We start from the raw sequence: 18,412 nt of genomic DNA, 5'->3' as shown, positions 1-18,412 counted from the left end.
GTCGGACCCGGGCCAGGATCACCGACTCCCCCGGACTCCGACTCCGCGCGGCAGGCTGCGGGGTCGCCGCGCCGCGATGGCCCGGCGGTCGTCGAGGACACCTCTGCGGACCGGGAGCCCGGACCGCCGTGGGAACCGGCGGTCCCCCGAAGTGTGGCGCCGCGTCCTCCGGTGACCGGCTGCCCCCGGCCCCGCGATGTGGGAACGTTTACACAAGCGAACCACCGCGCTCGCGGGCGGGACTTCGGAAGCACCGAACATCGGGGACAGAGGAGCATGTTCTACATCGTCACGGCCGCCGTCCTTGCCCTCGTCCTCGGTCTCTCGGTCGTCGCCTGGGCCACGGCGCCGCAGGAACCGGCGCCGAAGGACGCCGCGGGTGAGCACGTCCGTCCCAGCGCCACGCGCAAGGCGGCCGGCGTCACGGCCGTCAGCGCGCTGGTGCTCCTGCTGCTCGTCACCGCGGGGACCACGCTGGCCCGGGTCGGGGCCAGGGAGGTGGGGATAGAGACCAGCCTGGGCCGGTACTCCCGCACCCTGCAGGCCGGCTGGCAGGTCAAGGCGCCCTGGGCGGAGGTCGAGACCTTCTCCACCCAGCTGCAGCGCTCGGAGATGGACGCCCCGATCGCCTTCGCCGGCGGTGGCTCCGGCACGCAGCACATGACCGTGCAGTGGACCATCACCGGCGAGCAGGCCCAGGAGCTGTGGTCCCGGTACCGCCGGTTCGAGAACGTGGACGGGATGCTCGTCCAGCCGGCGGCCCGGGAGGCGGTCGCCACTGTCCTGGCCTCCTACACCCCTGCGGAGGCCCGCGCGGAGGGCAAGGTCGAGGAGGTGCGCGAGGCCGTGGAGGCGGCCCTCACCGAGCGGCTGTCCCCGTACGGGGTGCAGCTGGACTCCGTGGCGCTGCCGCCGGCGGCGCTGGACCAGACCGCCCAGGACGCGCTGAACCGGGTGGTGGAGGCCGAGGCGAACGTGGACCGCGCCCAGTCCCGCCTCGAGCAGGCCCGGATCGACGCCGAGGCCGACCGGGAACGCAACAAGAACGTCACCGCCGAGAATCTCGTGCTCGAGTGCCTGACCATCACCAACAATTGGAACGTCGACGAGAACGGGCCCCTGCCGGCCACCTGGACCTGCTTCGGGGCGGACACCGCGGACGTCCTCGTGAACACGAACCGGTGAACCACCGACCCCGGTGCACCCGCCGCCGAGCAGACGGAGCGAGCAGATGACACGGACCCGCATCCACAACTTCTCCCTCTCGCTGGACGGTTTCGCGACCGGCGCGGGTCAGACCCCCGAGGCGCCCATGGGTCACGCCGGCCGGCGGCTGCACGAGTGGTTGATCGCCACCCGCTTCGGCGCCCCCATCCTGGGGCGCCAGGGCGGCACCGCCGGCATCGACGACGCGTTCGCCCAGCAGCACGAGCCGGGCATCGGGGTGGAGATCATGGGCGCGGGCAAGTTCGGCCCGCCGGGCTGGCAGGACGACGCGGACTGGACAGGGTGGTGGGGGCCGAACCCTCCGTTCCACACGCCGGTCTTCGTGCTGACCCACCGCCCGCGATCCTCGATCGAGATGGACGGCGGCACCACCTTCCACTTCCTCGACGCCGCACCGGAGGAGGCGCTCCGGGCCGCCCGTGAGGCGGCCGGCGGACGGGACGTCCGCATCGGAGGCGGCCCCACGGTCGTGCGCGACTTCCTCGCCGCGGGCCTGGTCGACCACATGCACCTGGTCCAGGTGCCGATCGTGCTCGGCCGCGGCGTGCGGGTGTGGGACGGGCTGGAGGCCCTGGAGGAGCACTACGAGATCGAGGTCGTCGCCGCACCCAGCGGGGTCACCCACCTGACCTTCGACCGGAGGACGCCCTGACGCGAGCCGCCCCGGAGCACCGGCACCGCCGCCGCCACGCCGAGCGGCACCGCCCTCGGCCACGGGGCCGTTGACCTGGCGGCGGCCGGGCTGGATCATCGGCTGTGAACGAGGGCGGCGGACACCCCTCGGCCCTGCCGCGGCGCCCTGTCCGTCAGCCCCTGGACTCCCGGGAGGCAGCCCATGGACGTGCTCGACCTCGCCGACATCACCCCGGGCACGACCGAGCTCGTCGGGGGCAAGGCCGCCGGACTGGGGGCCCTCATCGCCGCGGGCGAGCGCGTGCCGGCCGGCTTCTGCCTGACCACGCAGGCCTACCGCTCGGGTTCCGTGCCCGAGCGGGCGGTCCTGGCGGCCTACGAGCGCCTCGGCGGTGGTCCCGTCGCCGTCCGCTCCAGCGCCACGGCCGAGGACTCGCCGGGTGCCAGCTTCGCCGGCCAGCAGGACACCGTCCTGGACGTCCGGGGCCCGCACGCGCTGCTCGCGGCGATCCGACAGTGCTGGGCGTCCCTGGACAGCGAGCGCGCCGTCGCCTACCGGTCCGGGCAGGGGCAGGAGAGCGACGACGAGGCGATGGCCGTCGTCGTGCAGCGCATGATCGTCCCGACGGCCGCCGGGGTGATGTTCACCGCCAACCCGCTGACCGGCACTCGCACGGAGACCGTCGTCGACGCCGTCCCGGGCCTGGGCACCGGCGTCGTGGACGGCACCATGGACACCGACCACTACGTCCTGCCGGGGCGCGGCCCGCTCCCCGAGCGCCGGGATCACGGGTGCCTCTCCCCCGACCAGCTGCACGAACTCCGGGCAACCGCCCGACGGGTGCAGCGCGCCCTCGGCAGCCCGCAGGACATCGAGTTCGCCTACGACGCCGAGGGCACCCTGTGGCTGCTGCAGTCCCGCGCGATCACGACCCTCTTCCCGCTCCCGCGCGATCACGACCCGGTGCAGGACGATGCGGTGCCGGACGACCCGCGTGTCTACCTGGAGGTCGGCCACATGCAGGGCCTGCGGCGCCCGGTCACCCCCATGGGCGTGTCCGTGCTGCGGGCCACGACCCGCCGCTGGCTGCATCTCTTCAACGTCGACGACGCCGTGGTCGACACGGTGCTCGTCGACATCGGCGGCCGGCTCTTCCTGGACCTCACCGGCGTGGTCCGCAGTCCGCGCCTGCGCTCCGGCGTCCCCGCGATGGCGCAGGTCTACGGTCCGGCCGTGGCGCGGGGTCTGCGGCGCGTCCTGGAGGACCCCCGCTACGCGCCGCGCCCTCCTCGTCGCGGTCCGCGCGTGTTCTCCCCGGGGGCGACGGCGCGGCTGCTGCTGGCCGTCGTGCCCGCCTCGCTCCTCGGCGCCCTCCGGGCCCTGGCCCGGCCCGCCGCCGCCCGCGAGCGCGCCTTCCGCGAACTCGAGCAGGTCCGCCGGCAGTGCTGGGCCGCACCGGCGGACACGGCGAGCCGGATCCGGTCCGCGGCAGACCTGCAGGACGCGACGATGACCGGGCCCATGCTGCGCTCCCTGCCCCCGCTGTGGGCCGCGCTCCTCGCGCAGGGAGTGGCCGGGCGGCTGCTGCACGGGACCCTGCGGCCGGGCGAGCTGAACGCGACCCTGCGCGGCATGCCCCACAACGTCACCACCCAGATGGACCTGCAGCTGTGGTCCGTGGCCGGGTCGGCCCGTGCGCACCGCGATCTGCTGCTGGGCACCGCTCCGGACGAGCTCGCCGCGCGCTTCCTGCGCGGTGAGCTGCCCGAGTTCGGTCTGACGGCGTTCCTGGAGGAGTACGGGCTGCGCGGCAGCGCCGAAGTCGACGTCGGCTCCCCCCGGTGGGCCGACGACCCCACCCCCGTCTTCGCCGCCCTGTCCGGGTACCTGCAGGTGACGGATCCGGGTCAGGCCCCGCCGGCCCGGTTCGCGCGCGCCGCCGACGAGGCGGAGGCCGCCCTGGCGGACCTCGTCGGCCGGGCGCGGCGGACCCGGCCGCTGCGGGCCCGGCTCGCCGGCGCCCTGCTGCGCCGCAGCCGGGAGCTGGCCGGACTGCGCGAGCTGCCCAAGTTCCTGTGGCTGACCCCGCTGGCCCAGGTGCGCGGGCAGCTGCTCACCGCGGGGGCCGAGCTCACCGAGCGCGGTCTGCTGGAGCAGGCGGAGGACATCATGTTCCTGACCCTGGACGAGGCCCTCGACGCCGCGCACGGCACGGACTCCCGCGCCCTGGTGACGCGCCGGCGTCGGGAGCACGACCGTGAGGTCCGGCGGCGGCAGGTCCCCGGCCTGCTGCTGTCCGACGGCACGAACCCGCAGGCACTGCCCGACGACACCGCCGCCGAGCACGGGCCCGACGTCCTGGTCGGCCAGCCGGCGGCCACCGGGGTCGCGACCGGCCCGGCGCGGATCGTCCAGCACCCGTCCGAGGCGAGGCTGCGGCCCGGGGACATCCTCGTCGCCCCGACCACCGATCCCGGCTGGACGCCGCTGTTCCTGACCCTCGGCGGGCTCATCACGGAGACCGGCTCCACGATCGCCCACGGCCCGACCGTGGCCCGTGAGTACGGGATCCCGGCCGTCATCTGCGTGCCCGACGCCACGACCCGGCTGGTCGAGGGCCAGACGGTCACCATCGACGGCGCCTCGGGGGTGATCCGGCTGCACCCCACGGAGCCCGTGACGGGACACGGGGCCGGGAAGTGAGGTCGGTACACGACCGGCGGACCACGGAGCGGCCGGCCGCTTCCGGTGGGGTGCCGGTCTCCTACGGGGGCGGATCGGGCCGGGGCGCGGATCCTCCGGCGCTCGCCGCGACGCTGCGCAACCAGCTGGTGAGCACTCGACAGGCGAGGTCGAGGTTGCCCATCTGGCAGTGCTGATCGGCCTGCTCCGCCCGGGTGAACAGGCGCGTGGTGACGCTGTGGGCGGCCGTGAGCGCCTGGGCCTGCGCTCGCGTCAGCGCCGGGGGCTGGAAGGCGTCGTGCTCCCCGCACATCAGCAGGACGTCCTGGCGCACCCGCTCGCTGCCCGCGTGGGCGGCGTTCATGCCCAGGAACCACGCCGGAACATCGGCCGGGTCGTCGCTGTCGAGCAGGTACAGGACTTGATCGACCACCACACGCAAGGTCGGCGACAGCCGGGCACGGGTCCGCACGCTCCACCCCATGAAGCCCCGGTGCTGCACCATCGAGCGGACCGGGGCCCGCAGCACCGGGTGGGCCCGGTGCAACCAGTCGTAGACCGGCGGCCACGCCACCACCTGCGCGATGCGGGGTTCGCGCCCCGCCGCGCGCAGCGCCCAGTAGCCACCCATCGAGATGCCGACCAGCGCGGCCCGGTCGAGCCGGATATGGTCCAGCACGGCCGCGACCGGCTTCTCCCAGTCGTGGTCCGAGGTGAGCCCGTGCACCGTCCGCGCGCCGCCCTGTCCCGGGCCCTCGAAGGCGATCACGGCGAAGCCGGCCGCAGCGATCCGCTGGGCGACGGGGAAGAACTCCTCGATCACGGAGTCGAATCCCCCGTGCAGCAGCACCTTGCCGCCTGTCGGGGGCCCGGCCGCCGGCAGCGAGTAGGCCGGCAGCGCCGCACCGGCGTAGGGCACCTCGTGGCGGACGAGGGCGGCATCGGCGAACGCGGTGTCGAAGAGCTCCAGGTACCGGCGGTAGCGCTCCGGCTTGCGCTGCGAGCGCGGCGGCGTGAAGAACTCCGCCAGCCGCGCGTATCCCGTGGCAGGCCGGTACCGTCCCTCCGCCGCGGCCCGGGACGCCAACGCCTCGAACACCGGGCCGCCGTCGTCCATCGACCGGATGCGTGCTGCGGCGTCGAACAGCTCCCGGCGCTCGGCGAAACCCAGCGCATGGGCCCGGTTGAGCTGGTAGTTGATGAAGCCGCGGCGGTGGAACGCCTCGAATCCCACCGGCAGGGCAACGAGCTCAGGAACTCCCACCCCGTCAGACTACGCCCGGCCCGGCAGCGACCCGGAGGACTGCGCGCACCGGCGACCGGCAGCAGCGCGAGCACGTGCCCGCCTCGTGGCTCCGCCTCCCGTGCTGCTGTCTCCCGTGCTTCCGCCTCCACCACCGCCCGGCCGCGACCGCGTCCTCGGCTTGGCATCCCTCGCGAACCGCCGTGCCACGCGGACGTTGCCTCGTGCCGAGAACATCCCTGACGGCGCCGTCCTGCAGCTGAGCCCTCGGCCCGTTCCCGCTCAGGACAGATGCCTCGGGGCACGCCGGCAGCGCCCTTCGGTCACTGCGGCGGGACGAGGAGGTCGTCGACGTCGTGGAGCTCGTTGGTGAGGCTGACGCCCTCGGTGCCGTCCAGCGGGGTGAGGTCCACGACGATCCCGGTGGCCACGTCCAGGTGCACCCGGTACACCGTGGCCAGGCTGTCGGTCAGGGTCGGGTCCTCGGGCCCGTACTCGTAGATCCGGGCGGCCGGGCTGTCCAGCAACGGGCAGCACCCGCACCGTGGGACGTAGCCGCCGGCCCAGTCCTCGCCGTCGCCGACCAGGGGACGGCAGGTGGCCGCCCAGGTCGCCCGGCCCCGCAACACGGTCGCGGTGACGTCGCTGAGCTGCACGCCGTGGCACAGCTCCACCGGGTCCAGCATCGCCGTCCACCGGTAGTCCCGCCACATCGGGTCGCCGTGGTCCAGGTGCCAGTCCTCCGGCCGCCGGGCGACCAGCCCGTCCGGGCGCAGCACCACCCCCGCCCCGGACCGGGACAGCCCGGCGTCGGCACCGCTCACGGCCCCGCCGTAGGGCGCCCCCTCGGCGACCTCGACCCCCTCGGCAGTGCGCACGACCACCCGGTGCCGGGCCCGGTCGAGCCAGGCCTCCACCGGCCCGCCCTCGGCGGTGGCCCCACCGCTGCCCTGCCGCCGGTGGGTGAGATGCACCGTGGTGAACCGCCACGGCGAGCCGGCGGCCAAGGCACGGAAGTCGGCGGCGTCAGGAGCAGGCGGCAGGGACGTTCCGGTCATGGGCCCGAGTAGAGCACACCCGGACGACGACGGCTATCCACCGGTCCCGGGTGGGGCCTGCGGGACGCTCACAGGGACTTGTGCATGAGCAGTGGTGACAGCGGGGCGGCGGCGCGGGCTGCCTGGGGGTGCAGGAGCAGGAAGCCGTGGTGGTGCCAGAACGCGCGTCCGGAGTGGTTGCGGGCGATGACCGACAGCAGCATCTGCCGGCATCCCCGAGCTCGGGCGGTGTCCTCGGTGGCGGCCAGCAGCGTGGCCCCGAGTCCCCGTCCCCGGTGGGCCGGGCGGACCTGGAGCAGCCCGAGGTAGCAGGACACGGTGCTGGGCCACCGGTGGACCGCCTGCGCCACGCCCAGCAGGACTCCGTCCTCGCTGAAGGCCCCCAGCACCTGGTGGGCGCCGGATCCGGCGTTGCCCGGGCCCCCGTCCAGGATGGCGTCCACGTCCCGGATGGAGGGCAGCTGGTCGAAGCTGGTACGGGTGTAGGCCGGGTCGTCCAGCACGAAGTCCTCGATCAGCGCCCGGTCCTGGGCGGTCACCGGCCGCAGCCGCGGCGCGGCCGCCAGCGCCCTGGGTGCGGGAATGCTGTCGCGGTGCGGGCCGTGGGCGTCTGCCGGGCCCGTCACGGTCGCCGGCGTTCCGGCACCGGCGGCTCCGCTGCGGGAAGGGCCACCATGGGGGCGGCGGGGAGGCACCCGGTGCGTGCCGCGCGCGTCCGACCGCACGCGGCCGTCCACCGTCGCCGTGAAGCGGTCGGAGCCGACACCGGAAAGGTCATGGGTTCATTAGAGCCCGGGGCACCCCGATCGGTGATCGTGTCGGCGAGGAGTTCGCCGGCTGTTCACCGTGCCCCGGCGGGCGCCCTTGCAGCTCCGACGCTCAGGACCCCTGGGACGTGTGCGGGAGGGAGGAGTGCGGGGGCCTCAGAGGAAGTTGGCGCTCAACTGCAGCGCCAGACTCGCGGTGATCAGCACCGCCGGCCCGGCGTAGTGCACCGGCGCGAGCTGGGCGCGGCGTTTCCCGGCGGTGGCCAGATCCCGGCGACGACCGGCCTTGACCACCACCGGCCACAGCACCGCCACCGCCAGCAGGGCCGTGCTGAGCAGGAGCAGGAATTCAGGTGAGAGCACGCCTCCCAGAATACGTGGACCTTCCGGAGGGTCCCGCTGCGCGGCGGCGCCGGGCGGCACACCTGGGCGTGTTCTTCCTCGTTCCTCTCCCGCGCCCTCCCGCGCCCGGCCACGAGTCCTCGGTCGCCGTCCAGGAGGGCGCGCCGCAGGGTGCAGCTCGTCGGTGTTCACCGCTCGGTCACTCCTCTGCCCTACTCTCGGGCACAGGTGACCTACCGAGGGGAGTTCTGTGATGCTGCAGGAGTGGGATCCGGCGCGGCTGGCGCTGCGACAGTTCATCGATCTGTTGACCGAGCGCGGCTACACCGTGGGCGATCCCCAGGGCGAGGACGCGGAGCTGATCGACCCGGGGGGCTCGGCGGTGCAGACCTGGCGGGAAGATCACCCCTACGACCAGCTCATGAGCCGCCAGGAGTACGAGCTGGAGAAGTACCGGCTGCAGATCGAGCTGCTGAAGTTCCAGTACTGGGGCCAGGACCACGACCTCAAGCACGTCATCGTGTTCGAGGGCCGCGACGCGGCCGGCAAGGGCGGGACGATCAAGCGCTTCACCGAGCACCTGAACCCGCGCGCGGCCCGGGTGGTGGCCCTCACCAAGCCCTCCGACCGGGAAGCCGGGCAGTGGTACTTCCAGCGCTACATCGCCCACCTGCCCACCGCCGGGGAGATGGTGCTCTTCGACCGCTCCTGGTACAACCGGGCGGTGGTCGAGCGCGTCATGGGTTTCTGCAGCGAGGACGAGTACCACCGGTTCATGGTCCAGGCCCCGGTGTTCGAGAAGATGCTGGTGGAGTCGGGCATCCATCTGACCAAGTTCTGGTTCTCGGTCACCCAGCACGAGCAGCGCACCCGCTTCGCGATCCGCCAGATCGACCCGGTGCGCCGCTGGAAGCTCTCCCCGATGGACCTGGCCTCCCTGGACCGGTGGGAGGACTACACCGAGGCCAAGGAGGAGATGTTCCTGCGCACCGACACCGACCACGCCCCGTGGATCACGGTGAAGTCCAACGACAAGAAGCGGGCCCGGCTCAACGCGATGCGCTTCTTCCTGGACCAGTTCGACTACGAGGACAAGGACCCGGCGGTGGTCTATCCGCCCGACCCGCTGATCGTCCGGCGCGGCCGCGACGCCGTGGGCGACTGAGCCCCGGCCCGGCCGACGACACGCCCGCGCCGGCCCTCGACACCGGCCGGCCGCCGGGACCGTCGGACTCCGGGGCCGGCCGGCTCCGCGGCAGCACCCGGATGGTGGCCGCTCAGGGGCGCACACCCGGCCGTCCCCAGGCGCAGGGCCCCAGAATCTCCTCGGCCGGTCCCAGGTACTCCACCTCGGCCACGGACAGCAGGACACCGGGATTGTGCCCGTCCGTCTCGCAGCGCACCAGCACGAGCAGGTGCGACTCCGTCGGCGCGTACGGGGCGCACAGCACCGTCTCCCCGGCGCGCAGTCGCAGCCCGGGGCGGTCGGCGCGCATCCTGTAGCGGGACAGGCGGATCGGATCCCGGCGCCCGTCAGAGCCGCCGAGACCGGGCGTGTCGCCGAGGACAGCGGGAATGCGGAAAGGAGCGGTCATGGTTCGGAGCCTCCTGGCGGTCGAGCGCACCGCGATGCCGGATGGACCGCGGCGCCGGAAAGGGGGGCGACGTCGTTGTCCACCCCCAAGCGTAGGGGGCTGCGCCGGCACCCACGGCTCTGCGCCCAGGGTCATCCATCTGTTCATCGGACCGTCCGTTCCCGTTCCCCTTCCCGCCGGGGAGGCCCTCCGCACAGGCCTCCCGGTGCACCAGGAGCACGGGAAGGTGCGGACGCCGACCGCGGCGGTCCAGGCCGCCGACCGCCGGGCCACACCCGGAGCACCGGCCCGCGGTACCGCCGCCCGGCCGTTCGCGTGGAGGCGACGATGCCGGTCGCGTGCGGTCGCGCGGCGTGTCCACGACGGGCACCCCGGCGCCACACGGTGGTCACCCCTGCCGGTCATCCCGTGGTCACCTGCAGGTCACCCACGGGCCGCAGACTGGATCCGTGCCGGCACGAAGCCGGTGACCGCCTCACCGGGGCCGGGACGCCTGCGTTCTTCGTGGTCCGGGGGTCGCTGTCACCGAGGGCCGCTGTCACCGGGGCCCGGACGGGGGTGGGTCGCCGTGCAGTGCCGGCGTCTCAGGCTCGTGTCGCCTCGGCGGAGCTGCGGTGAAGCCGGTGATGTGGGCAGGAACGGGAAGCCGTTGGGTGGCCGGGGCAGGGGGATGCCATGACCGAGCAGGACATCAGAGCGCAGTGCCTGCGGACACTGTCCGTCGCCGTCCATGACACCGGACCGGCGCCGCAGCAGGTGACCGAGGCCCTGCTGCACCCCGCCGACCGGGTTATCCCCCCGGGGGTGCCCGGTGCCCTGCCGACGCTTCCCGGGAGGACCGGCCGGAACCGGCCGTGGCCGCCCCCGGACGGTGCCCGAGGGCCGTCGGTGATGGCCGGTCGGGACCGCCGCGTCCAGAGCGGGTGGGCGGAGAGCACCACCTCGACAGCGTCGGCCCCGCCCTGCCGTGGTCCGAGGTCCTGAGGTGAGTCCAGCGCTGCGGACCGGGGTCCGCCTGTTCGTGTTCACCACCCCGGCCGCCGTGGCGGTCCTGGCGGTGGCCACCGACACGCCGGCCGTCATGCTGCTGGTCGCGGTGCCCGGCGCGGTGGCGGCCCGTGTCCTCCTGCTGGAGCGCCGACGATCCACTGTCCCCGCCGGCGATGCCGGCGGGGTGACAGCGACACCCGCTCGACCCGGCACCCGTTCCTCACTGTTCCCGGATCCGGAGGCTCCCATGTCCGATGACGTCACCTTCAACCTGGTCCAGGCCCGATCGCTGCGGCGTTCGCTCGCGACCACCGACCTCACACTCCACCGGCTGTGGCTGCGCTATCTCGACCACGGCGGGGTCATCGGGGAACTGGAGCTGGAGGCGTACCTGCACGAGCTCCTCCACCTGCCGGCCGTGGAGCGCGACCGGTTGGTGCTCACCGCCACCACGATGCTGGATGCCCGCTGTCCTCCCTTCCTGCCCCGCACGAACGAGCTCCTGGGCATCGACCGGACCCAGGAGGACCGCGCAGACCGCCGGAACTGATACCTGCGCAGCCCTTCCCACCGGGATCTGCGGGGTCCGGCCCAGCGAGGGGACGGCAGGTGCCCACGTCCACGAGGGCCCCGTCGCCCCGCTCCTCCCCGTCGCTCCTGCCGATCGGCACGCACGCAGCCGCGGTGAGCTCCACCGGACCGGCGTGCTCCGGTCGAGCGCACGGCCACACCCTGGAGGTCATCCGATGAACGCCCACACGGACCTGTCCACCGCGGAAGCGAAACTCCTCCGGGCCAAACGCGCCTACGCCAGAAAACTGCTCGGGCTCCTTGCCGATCACCTGCGCCGCCTCCACTCCCATGCCGTACGGCTGACCGTCTACGCCGACCAGCGCACCGGCGAGTACTTCATCGGCGAACTGCTGGATTCCCACGACGAGACGGTCGCCTTCGATCCGGTCGGCGTCGTCGTCCCCCGCGCGGAACCCGAGGGGCCCTTCGGGGAACCGATCACCGTGGGCCCGCACACCGTGGCCGGTCTGCTGCACCGGGCCCTCGCCACGCACGAGGGGCCGCTGACGAAACTGCCGCGGACCGAACAGCACACCGGCGAGCACTACCTGGACCTGACCCAGGGCCGCTGGACCGCCTCCGGCCCAGGAGCGCACCGGGCAACTGGAGACCCGCCTGCACCGAGAGCGCCGGCGCCTGGACGCGGTCCGCGCCCGGGGCGTGTGCCGGGGGCACGCCCCACCGGTACGGGCCGGCATGCCCGATACTGGATGCATGACCCCTGAGCGGCCCCCGTACACCGCGGTGATCTTCTCCAGCCGGCGAACGGCCTCCACTTCCGGGGACGGGTACGAGCAGGCCGCTCAGCACATGGAGGAGCTGGCCCGCCGGCAACCCGGGTTCCTGTCGATGGAGAGCGCCCGCAACGCGGATGGGTTCGGCATCACGGTGTCCTACTGGGAGACCGCTCAGCACGCCCGGGCCTGGAAGCAGGTCACCGAGCACCTGGAGGCCCAGCGCCGCGGAGCCCGCAACTGGTACGCGGACTACACCGTGCGCGTGGCCACGGTCGAACGGCACTACGGGCCCGGGACCGGCAGCGCAGGACGCCGCTGAGCCGACCCCCTGTTCCTTGATGGAACCGGGCAGCTCGATGCCACGAGGTCGTGTGCGAGGGACGGGGCTCAGCCGCACCCCAACGGCCGGGCCGGCGCACAGGATGACGGCCGGACCGCCCGCGAGAATGCCGGCGGTGCGGTGCTCACCGAGCAGCAGCCGGGCCAGAGGCCGCCCCAGCACGGGCTGGACGGCGTTCACCGGAACCAACACCGTGAGCACTCCACGGCCGGAGTCACGGACCACGTTGCGTTCGAATAACTCCGCATCGGAGACTCTCCGTTTCCGAGTGGTCGCGACGTAGTCTGGTGCTATGACGCATCAGCCGGACCAGGACCCGGTGGAGGACTCCGAGCGACAACGGGTCACCGCCCCGGAACTCTCCTGGGCGGTGCGCGCGCTGGTGCGTGCCGCCCAGGAGGTCGACCAGGAACTGGCCCGCCGACTCGAACTGCGGCCCCTGGACTACTCGGCCCTCAACCACGTGATGAGCGGGTCCGTGCCGCTGGGATCGGCCGAGCTGAGCGGACGCCTGGGCATCTCCACCGGCTCCGCCACGGAACTGGTGGACCGGCTCGAAGAGGCCGGCCACCTGCACCGACGCCCCCACCCCAGTGACCGGCGCCGGAAGGTGCTCGAGCCCACCGACGCGGCCGTCGCCCGCACGCTGGGCACCCTGCAGCCCCTGTTCGAGCGCCTCGACGCTCTCGTCGAGCAGTTCAGCCCCGAGGAGCAGGCCGTGATCGGACGCTACCTGCGCGCCGTCACCGCGCACTTCCACGACTTCGCCCGCGCCACCTCCGCACAGAACGATCCCGTCCCCCAGTCGCCGAAGGACACCGCACCATGACCACCTCCACCGTCCGTTCCGCCCCGACGGTTGCGGCCCCGGCCCGCCGCTATCGCTGGTGGCACGCCGCCGCGGTCGGTCTCGCCGCCAATGCCGTCAGCGCCCTGCCGAGGGGATTCACCGGCGATGCCGCCTTCTACAACGACCTCGACACCCCGCCCGGGGCGCCGCCGGACTGGCTGTTCCCGCCGGTGTGGGCGTTCAACAACGCCACCTCGTTGTGGAGCAACCTGCGCATCGCCAACCTGGCCCCCGGCGTCCCGGGACGGGCCCCGGCCCTGGCGCTGGAGGGAGCGGACTGGGTGCTGTTCGCCTCGTTCTCGGCGCTGTTCTTCGGCCTGCGCAGCCCGGTGCTCGGGGCCGCCGTCACGGTGGCCTCCCTCGGAGCCACCGCCGGCAGCGTCATGCTCACCGCCCGCCTGGACCGCAAGGCCGCCTGGGCACTGAGTCCCCGGCTGCTGTGGCTGGCCTATGCCTCCTACGTCGCGACCGCCACGGCCGCACGCAACCGGGACGAGCTCCTCGGCCGGACACGGCGCCGGCCATGACGGGGCCCTGGGATCGTCGCGTCGACACCGGGCAATGGGGGCGGTGGGTGCTGCTGGCCACCGCGATCACCCAGGCCGCAAGCCCGGCCCTGTCCGGCTTCACCGGCGAGTCGGCCTCGGACCCGGTCATCGTTCCCCCGGGACCGTTCTTCGGCATCTGGGGCGTCATCGTCATCGGGTGCGTGGCCTCCGCGCTCTGGGGCCTGCCGCGAGAGCGAGCCGCCACGGCCCCCTATGCGCGGGTCCAATGGCCGGTGTCGCTGGTCCAGCTGGGCTTCACCGCCTGGCTCCTCGCAGCGGTGTCCTCCCCGGTATGGTCGGTGCCGGTCTTCCTGCTCATGCTCGCCTGCCTCGGGGTCGCCCTGCGCATCGTCGTGACCACCCCCGCCGAGCCGCTGACGAGGTGGCTGCTGGGCACCAGTGTCGGCCTCTACACCGGGTGGGCTGCCGCCGCGGTCTGGGTGAACACGGCCACCGTGCTGCCCGGAACCGCCCGGACGAACCCGGCGTACCTCGGGTTGCTCCTCCTGGGCGCGGTGATCAGCCTCGTCGTCGGTGCGGTGCTCTTCCGCGCCCATCCAGGATTCGTCGCCGCCGGCGCCTGGGCTCTGCTGGGTGTGGTCGTCTCCACGAGCGCGGCCGGCGCCGGTGTCCTGGGCATCGTGGCCGGGGCGGGGCTGGCCGTGGTCGCGGCGGCGGCTGTCCTGGTCCGTCGCCGGCACGGGGAGCCGATGGCTGCGGCACGGTTCCCGCGCTGAGATCCGTGCGGCGGGAGGGAGCGGACCCCGCCGCGCGGTGCCCGTGCCCACGGCGCGACGGTGCCGATGGTGCTGCGCGATGCCGTCGGTGACCTCGCGGGGCGCCTGTCTGCCGCCGCGGCACCGTGGTCACCTCGTCATCGGCGCAGGCTGCCGCGGACGGTGGCGCTGATCAGGTCGACGAGGGCGCAGAGCACGATGAGGGCCAGGACGGTGCCGGCCATGGCATCGAGATCGAAGGCGACACGCTGGTCCTCCAGCAGTCGTCCGAGCCCCCCGGCTCCGACGATGCCGACGACGACGGTCTCGCGCACGGCGACCTCCCAGCGGTACAGACCGTAGGTGAGGAAGCGTCCACCGGCCTGGGGGACGACGGCGTATGCGAAGGCGCTCACCGCTGGTGCCCCGGTGGCCACGAGGTGGTCGTGGGATCGGCGGTCGAGGTTCTCCACGACCTCGGCGCAGAGCCGGCCGAGGACGCCGAAGTTGTACACGCCCAGCGCCAGCGCCCCCGGCAGGGGGCCGGGCAGGAGCAGGAAGAGGAACAGCAGCGCCCAGATCGGGGGCGGCAGCGACCGGGTCAGCAGCAGCAACCAGCGCGCGAGCATCCCGGCGGATCGGTGCGCCGGGGTGGTCCCGCCGCGGGCGGCCACGAAGGCCACGGCCACAGCGGCCACCGCGGCCACCGTGCCGGCCACCAGGGACATCTGCAGCGTGACCAGCGCTCCCTCCAGCAGACGGGACCATCCGCCCTCGGGCAGGCTCGGCGGGAACATCTCGGCCACCAGACCCGCGAGCAGCTCCGCTGTCCGGAAGGAGACCACCCGGGACAGGCTGGGACCCAGATGCACGAGGGCGGCGAGCACCAGCCCGAGGACCGCAACCGCGGAGAGCCTGGAGCGGGCAGCCCCACCGGCGCGCCGGAGACCGGAGCCCCACCGCTCCACCACTGCCCCGATCACGACGACGGTATAGATCAGCGTCCACACTTCGGCATGCCGGGAACCGGACAAGCTCAGGACCAGCTCGAAGCCCAGGCCCCCGGCACCGACCATGCCGAGGACGACCGCGGACCGCACCGCGCACTCGAACCGGTAGAACGCGTAGGACACCAGGTCCGGCAGCGCGGTCGGCAGCACCGCGTACAGCAGCGCCGGTCCCCGCCGGGCACCGGCCGCGCGCAACGCCGCATACGCATCACCGGCCGACTCGTCGATGATCTCCGCGTAGACCTTGGCCGTGATGGCCCCGAACGGGATGGCGATCGCCAGCACCCCCACCAGTGGATCCCGTCCCAGCACGCTCAGCAGCAGCAGCGCCCAGACGGCCTCGTGGACGCCCCGCGGCACCGCCAGGGCGAGCCGGGTGAGCAGCCACCCGACGCGGCTCACCCCCCGGTGGGACGTCGCCCCCGTACCGGCGGCCCACCAGGTCTCGGAGACCAGCACCCCGATAACGAGGCCCACGACGACCGCGAGCAGGGTGCCCAGCACCGCGTACGACAGTGTGCTCAGCGCCGCGGACCCGGTCCTGAGCAGGAAGTCCGTCGACAGCTGGGGAGACAGCGCGGCGGCGAAGAACTCCGCGAACCGCGACCAGCCCGAGGCGTTGACGACCGGGCCGTCGGCGACCAGCCAGCCACCCAGCGACCACACCACCGCCAGCATCCACACGACGGCCCATCCCCGTCCGCCACCGGGCGGCCGCCACCGGCCGGCTCGGCCCCCGGCGTCACGGGCCACCGTCAGCCGGGTCGGGGCGCTCACGCCGCCGGGCCTCACGGGCCCGGGGCCAGGTCGTAGATCCGTGCCCGGGTGCCCTCGTCCACCTCCTCGACAGGAACGTCGAGGACCACCCGGCCACCGCGCAGGGCGATCACCCGATCGCAGTGGCGCACGGCCAGGTCGAAGTCGTGCAGGCTCACCACCAGGGTGCGCCGGTGGCCGGTGGGCTGCTCCAGCAGCCCGCAGAGCAGGCGCATCACGTCCTCGGCCCGCGCCGGGTCCAGGCTGGCGACCGGTTCGTCGGCCAGCACCAGCTCCGGGTCCTGCACCAGGAGCCGGGCCAGAGCCACCCGTTGCTGCTCGCCTCCGGAGAGCCGGTCGGTGCGCACGTGCAGATCCGGGCCGATGCCCACCCGCTCGAGCGCGGTGCGCGCCTCGTCCACCTGCAGCGGTCGGACCAGGGAACGCACGGCCCGCAGCCGGCCCCAGGAACCCAGCCGCCCGGCGTTGACGTTGTGCACCACCGGCAGCGGCCCGACCAGGTGGAGCTGCTGATGCACCGAGCCGATCCTGGCCCGCAGCGTCCGCAGGGCACCGGGTGAGAGCGCCCTCGGCTCGACGCCGAGAACGTCCAGACGTCCCTGTGTGGGGACCACGGTGCCGTTGCCCAGTCCGAGCAGGGTGGACTTGCCCGCCCCGCTGGGCCCTACCAGGGCCACCCGCTCACCCCGGCGCACGGTCAGGTCCACCCCGTCCAGGGCGAGACGGTTCCCGTAGGCCACGCTCACACCCCGCAGCCGCAGCACGATCCCCGCGTGACCCGGGCCGGTCTCCCCGGGGGCGGTCACCCGGTCAGGGCTCATCCGATCAGACCGAGGGTGCGAGCGATCTGCTCGATCCGGTCGTAGTCCCCCGGCTCGGCGGGGACGATCGCCCCCGCCCCGTACTGCTCCAGCAGCGCCGTCTCCTCGGCATCCGACCCGTCCACGTCCAGCAGCGCCTGCCGCAGCCTGTCGGTGAAGCCGCCGCCGAAGCGCTCCTCCAGGCCGGGGGCTCCGACCCAGTGGTAGTCGGCGTACGCCGGGGTCGTGAAAATCTCCTGCACCACGTCCGTGTCCACCGTTCCGGCCTCGGTGCGCGCCTCCCAGACCTGCAGGTTCACTGCCCCGGCCTGATAGCTACCGGACTCCACCAGGTCGATCGTCAGATCGTGCGAGCCCTAGTAACCGGGCGCCCCGGCGAAGTCGGCCTCGGGGTCGACGCCGGCCTGACCGAGGAAGTACGCCGGCATCAGCCGGCCCGAAGTGGAGGACTCGCTGCCGAAGGTGAAGCGGGAGCCGGCCAGCTCCGCCAGGCCGGCGACGTCCTGCACCGGCTCCAGTCCCGCGTCCCGGTGGGCGATGACGACGCTGCGGAACCGTTCGTCGATGTCGCGCTGCGCGAGCACAGCCGCCCCCTCGGTGCGCAGCCGGGCCTGCACCCCGGTCAGGCCCCCGTAGAACACCACATCCAGGTCTCCGGTGCTGAACAGACTCACCGACGCCGCGTAGTCGCTGACCGGGACGTACTCCACCGCGACGTCGAGCTCATCAGCCAAGTACGCTGCCATCGCCTCCTCCCGCTCGGCCAGGTCGGAAGGATCCACGTCCGGGATCGCGCTGATGCGCAACGGGCCGGGCCCCTCCTCCACGCCGGCGGAAGCTCCGCACCCCGCCGCGCCCAGGACCACGGCCACACCGAGCGTCCCGGCGGACAGGGCACGGCACGTTCTCACCATCGACATGATCGCATCCTACGGTCCTCCCACGACCCGCCGGACCGAGACTCCGCTGGAACTGCCCCGACAACGGGGTGGGACACCGGTCCTCGACGCCGCGTCATACCAGCACGTCCAGGCTCCGTGTCACGCGAAGCGCCGACTGCTGTGGACGGTCCGGGCGACATCCGGGCACACTGGCACTCCGACGTCGATGTCCTCCGGGAGTTTCCGTGCAGGTCCGTATCGCAGAGAGCATTGCCCTGGTCACCATCGGTGACGGTGTCGTTGCCGCGCTCTTTCCGGCCCGTCATGCCGCCCGGTGGATGATCGGTCCCGACCCGGAGCGCCGGGTGATGGCGAAGTTCCTCCACCATCCCGGCCTGATGCGGGCCGCCGGGGTGGTGCAGGTCGTTGCCGGGATCGCCTGGGCGGCGGCCCTGCCGCCGAAGCCACGGTGACCGTCCCACCAGGGGCATGGCCCGGCCGGATGTGCGTGGCGAGGCTCTGACGCCGACCGCTCGTCGGCAGCACACGGGGTCCGCGCCATGGCTACTGGAACGCACCAGCGTTCGGCAGACCCGCCCCTGTTCCGCATCCTCCCGGAGG

General features: G+C 73.4%; 18 protein-coding genes and 1 pseudogene. 11 read left to right on the top strand and 8 right to left on the bottom strand.

What is annotated here, in order from left to right; translation table 11 throughout:
- Positions 1-276: 276 nt before the first annotated feature.
- The 3 genes from PU704_RS10905 (at position 277) to PU704_RS10895 (ending at position 4,564) form a co-directional block, all read left to right on the top strand.
- Positions 277-1,185: an SPFH domain-containing protein gene (locus PU704_RS10905; protein ID WP_277551371.1), complete on the top strand. Its 909-nt coding sequence runs from the start codon at positions 277-279 to the stop codon at positions 1,183-1,185.
- A 46-nt stretch (positions 1,186-1,231) separates the two neighbouring features.
- Positions 1,232-1,879, top strand: coding sequence for a dihydrofolate reductase family protein (locus tag PU704_RS10900; protein WP_277551370.1), 648 nt, complete (start codon positions 1,232-1,234; stop codon positions 1,877-1,879).
- Between the two features lie 183 nt (positions 1,880-2,062).
- Positions 2,063-4,564, top strand: a complete 2,502-nt coding sequence (locus tag PU704_RS10895) for a PEP/pyruvate-binding domain-containing protein (protein ID WP_277551369.1) — start codon at positions 2,063-2,065, stop codon at positions 4,562-4,564.
- 61 nt (positions 4,565-4,625) lie between these two features.
- On the opposite strand, the gene PU704_RS10890 is transcribed toward PU704_RS10895, so the two are convergent.
- The 4 genes from PU704_RS10890 to PU704_RS10875 all read right to left on the bottom strand — a co-directional run bounded on the left by PU704_RS10890 (position 4,626) and on the right by PU704_RS10875 (position 7,974).
- A complete protein-coding gene (locus tag PU704_RS10890; protein ID WP_277551368.1) occupies positions 4,626-5,807 on the bottom strand; it encodes an alpha/beta hydrolase family protein in 1,182 nt (393 codons plus the stop codon).
- Positions 5,808-6,109: 302 nt separating this feature from the next.
- Entirely contained in the window at positions 6,110-6,844 is a 735-nt protein-coding gene (locus PU704_RS10885) for a hypothetical protein (RefSeq protein ID WP_277551367.1), read from the bottom strand.
- Between the two features lie 68 nt (positions 6,845-6,912).
- Positions 6,913-7,470 carry a GNAT family N-acetyltransferase gene (locus PU704_RS10880; protein ID WP_277551366.1) on the bottom strand — a complete coding sequence of 186 codons (558 nt, stop codon included), beginning with the start codon at positions 7,468-7,470 and terminating at the stop codon, positions 6,913-6,915.
- A gap of 297 nt (positions 7,471-7,767) precedes the next feature.
- Complete coding sequence (locus PU704_RS10875) at positions 7,768-7,974, bottom strand: hypothetical protein (RefSeq protein ID WP_277551365.1); 207 nt, start codon at positions 7,972-7,974, stop codon at positions 7,768-7,770.
- Positions 7,975-8,206: 232 nt separating this feature from the next.
- Between PU704_RS10875 and ppk2 the strand changes: the two genes are divergently transcribed.
- Positions 8,207-9,118: a polyphosphate kinase 2 gene (gene ppk2, locus PU704_RS10870; protein WP_277551364.1), complete on the top strand. Its 912-nt coding sequence runs from the start codon at positions 8,207-8,209 to the stop codon at positions 9,116-9,118.
- Between the two features lie 112 nt (positions 9,119-9,230).
- On the opposite strand, the gene PU704_RS10865 is transcribed toward ppk2, so the two are convergent.
- Entirely contained in the window at positions 9,231-9,548 is a 318-nt protein-coding gene (locus tag PU704_RS10865) for a hypothetical protein (protein WP_277551363.1), read from the bottom strand.
- A 985-nt stretch (positions 9,549-10,533) separates the two neighbouring features.
- Here PU704_RS10865 and PU704_RS10860 point away from each other — a divergent pair.
- From PU704_RS10860 to PU704_RS10835, 6 genes are all read left to right on the top strand, one after another.
- Positions 10,534-11,088: a hypothetical protein gene (locus PU704_RS10860; RefSeq protein ID WP_277551362.1), complete on the top strand. Its 555-nt coding sequence runs from the start codon at positions 10,534-10,536 to the stop codon at positions 11,086-11,088.
- A 196-nt stretch (positions 11,089-11,284) separates the two neighbouring features.
- A complete protein-coding gene (locus tag PU704_RS10855; protein WP_277551361.1) occupies positions 11,285-11,836 on the top strand; it encodes a hypothetical protein in 552 nt (183 codons plus the stop codon).
- Positions 11,826-12,167 (top strand): antibiotic biosynthesis monooxygenase family protein, encoded by a 342-nt coding sequence (locus tag PU704_RS10850; RefSeq protein ID WP_277551360.1) that lies wholly within the window; start codon positions 11,826-11,828, stop codon positions 12,165-12,167. Before PU704_RS10855 ends, PU704_RS10850 begins: the two co-directional genes overlap by 11 nt.
- A gap of 313 nt (positions 12,168-12,480) precedes the next feature.
- Positions 12,481-13,017 (top strand): MarR family winged helix-turn-helix transcriptional regulator, encoded by a 537-nt coding sequence (locus PU704_RS10845; protein ID WP_277551359.1) that lies wholly within the window; start codon positions 12,481-12,483, stop codon positions 13,015-13,017.
- A complete protein-coding gene (locus tag PU704_RS10840; RefSeq protein WP_277551358.1) occupies positions 13,014-13,565 on the top strand; it encodes a TspO/MBR family protein in 552 nt (183 codons plus the stop codon). Before PU704_RS10845 ends, PU704_RS10840 begins: the two co-directional genes overlap by 4 nt.
- Before the next feature lie 47 nt (positions 13,566-13,612).
- Positions 13,613-14,323, top strand: coding sequence for a hypothetical protein (locus PU704_RS10835; protein WP_277551357.1), 711 nt, complete (start codon positions 13,613-13,615; stop codon positions 14,321-14,323).
- 137 nt (positions 14,324-14,460) lie between these two features.
- On the opposite strand, the gene PU704_RS10830 is transcribed toward PU704_RS10835, so the two are convergent.
- From PU704_RS10830 to PU704_RS10820, 3 genes and pseudogenes are all read right to left on the bottom strand, one after another.
- The gene (locus tag PU704_RS10830) at positions 14,461-16,089 is read right to left on the bottom strand and encodes a PhnE/PtxC family ABC transporter permease (protein WP_277551356.1); all 1,629 of its coding nucleotides are present in this window, start codon (positions 16,087-16,089) and stop codon (positions 14,461-14,463) included.
- Between the two features lie 11 nt (positions 16,090-16,100).
- Positions 16,101-16,910: a phosphonate ABC transporter ATP-binding protein gene (locus PU704_RS10825; protein ID WP_277551355.1), complete on the bottom strand. Its 810-nt coding sequence runs from the start codon at positions 16,908-16,910 to the stop codon at positions 16,101-16,103.
- Positions 16,907-17,824: pseudogene (locus PU704_RS10820) on the bottom strand (putative selenate ABC transporter substrate-binding protein). Before PU704_RS10820 ends, PU704_RS10825 begins: the two are co-directional and overlap by 4 nt.
- 212 nt (positions 17,825-18,036) lie before the next feature.
- Between PU704_RS10820 and PU704_RS10815 the strand changes: the two are divergent.
- Positions 18,037-18,264 carry a hypothetical protein gene (locus PU704_RS10815; protein WP_277551354.1) on the top strand — a complete coding sequence of 76 codons (228 nt, stop codon included), beginning with the start codon at positions 18,037-18,039 and terminating at the stop codon, positions 18,262-18,264.
- Positions 18,265-18,412 lie beyond the last annotated feature (148 nt).

It is taken from the genome of Kocuria oceani (assembly GCF_029524215.1).
Lineage (GTDB): Bacteria > Actinomycetota > Actinomycetes > Actinomycetales > Micrococcaceae > Kocuria > Kocuria oceani.
This window is presented reverse-complemented; position numbering and strand designations above follow the sequence as displayed.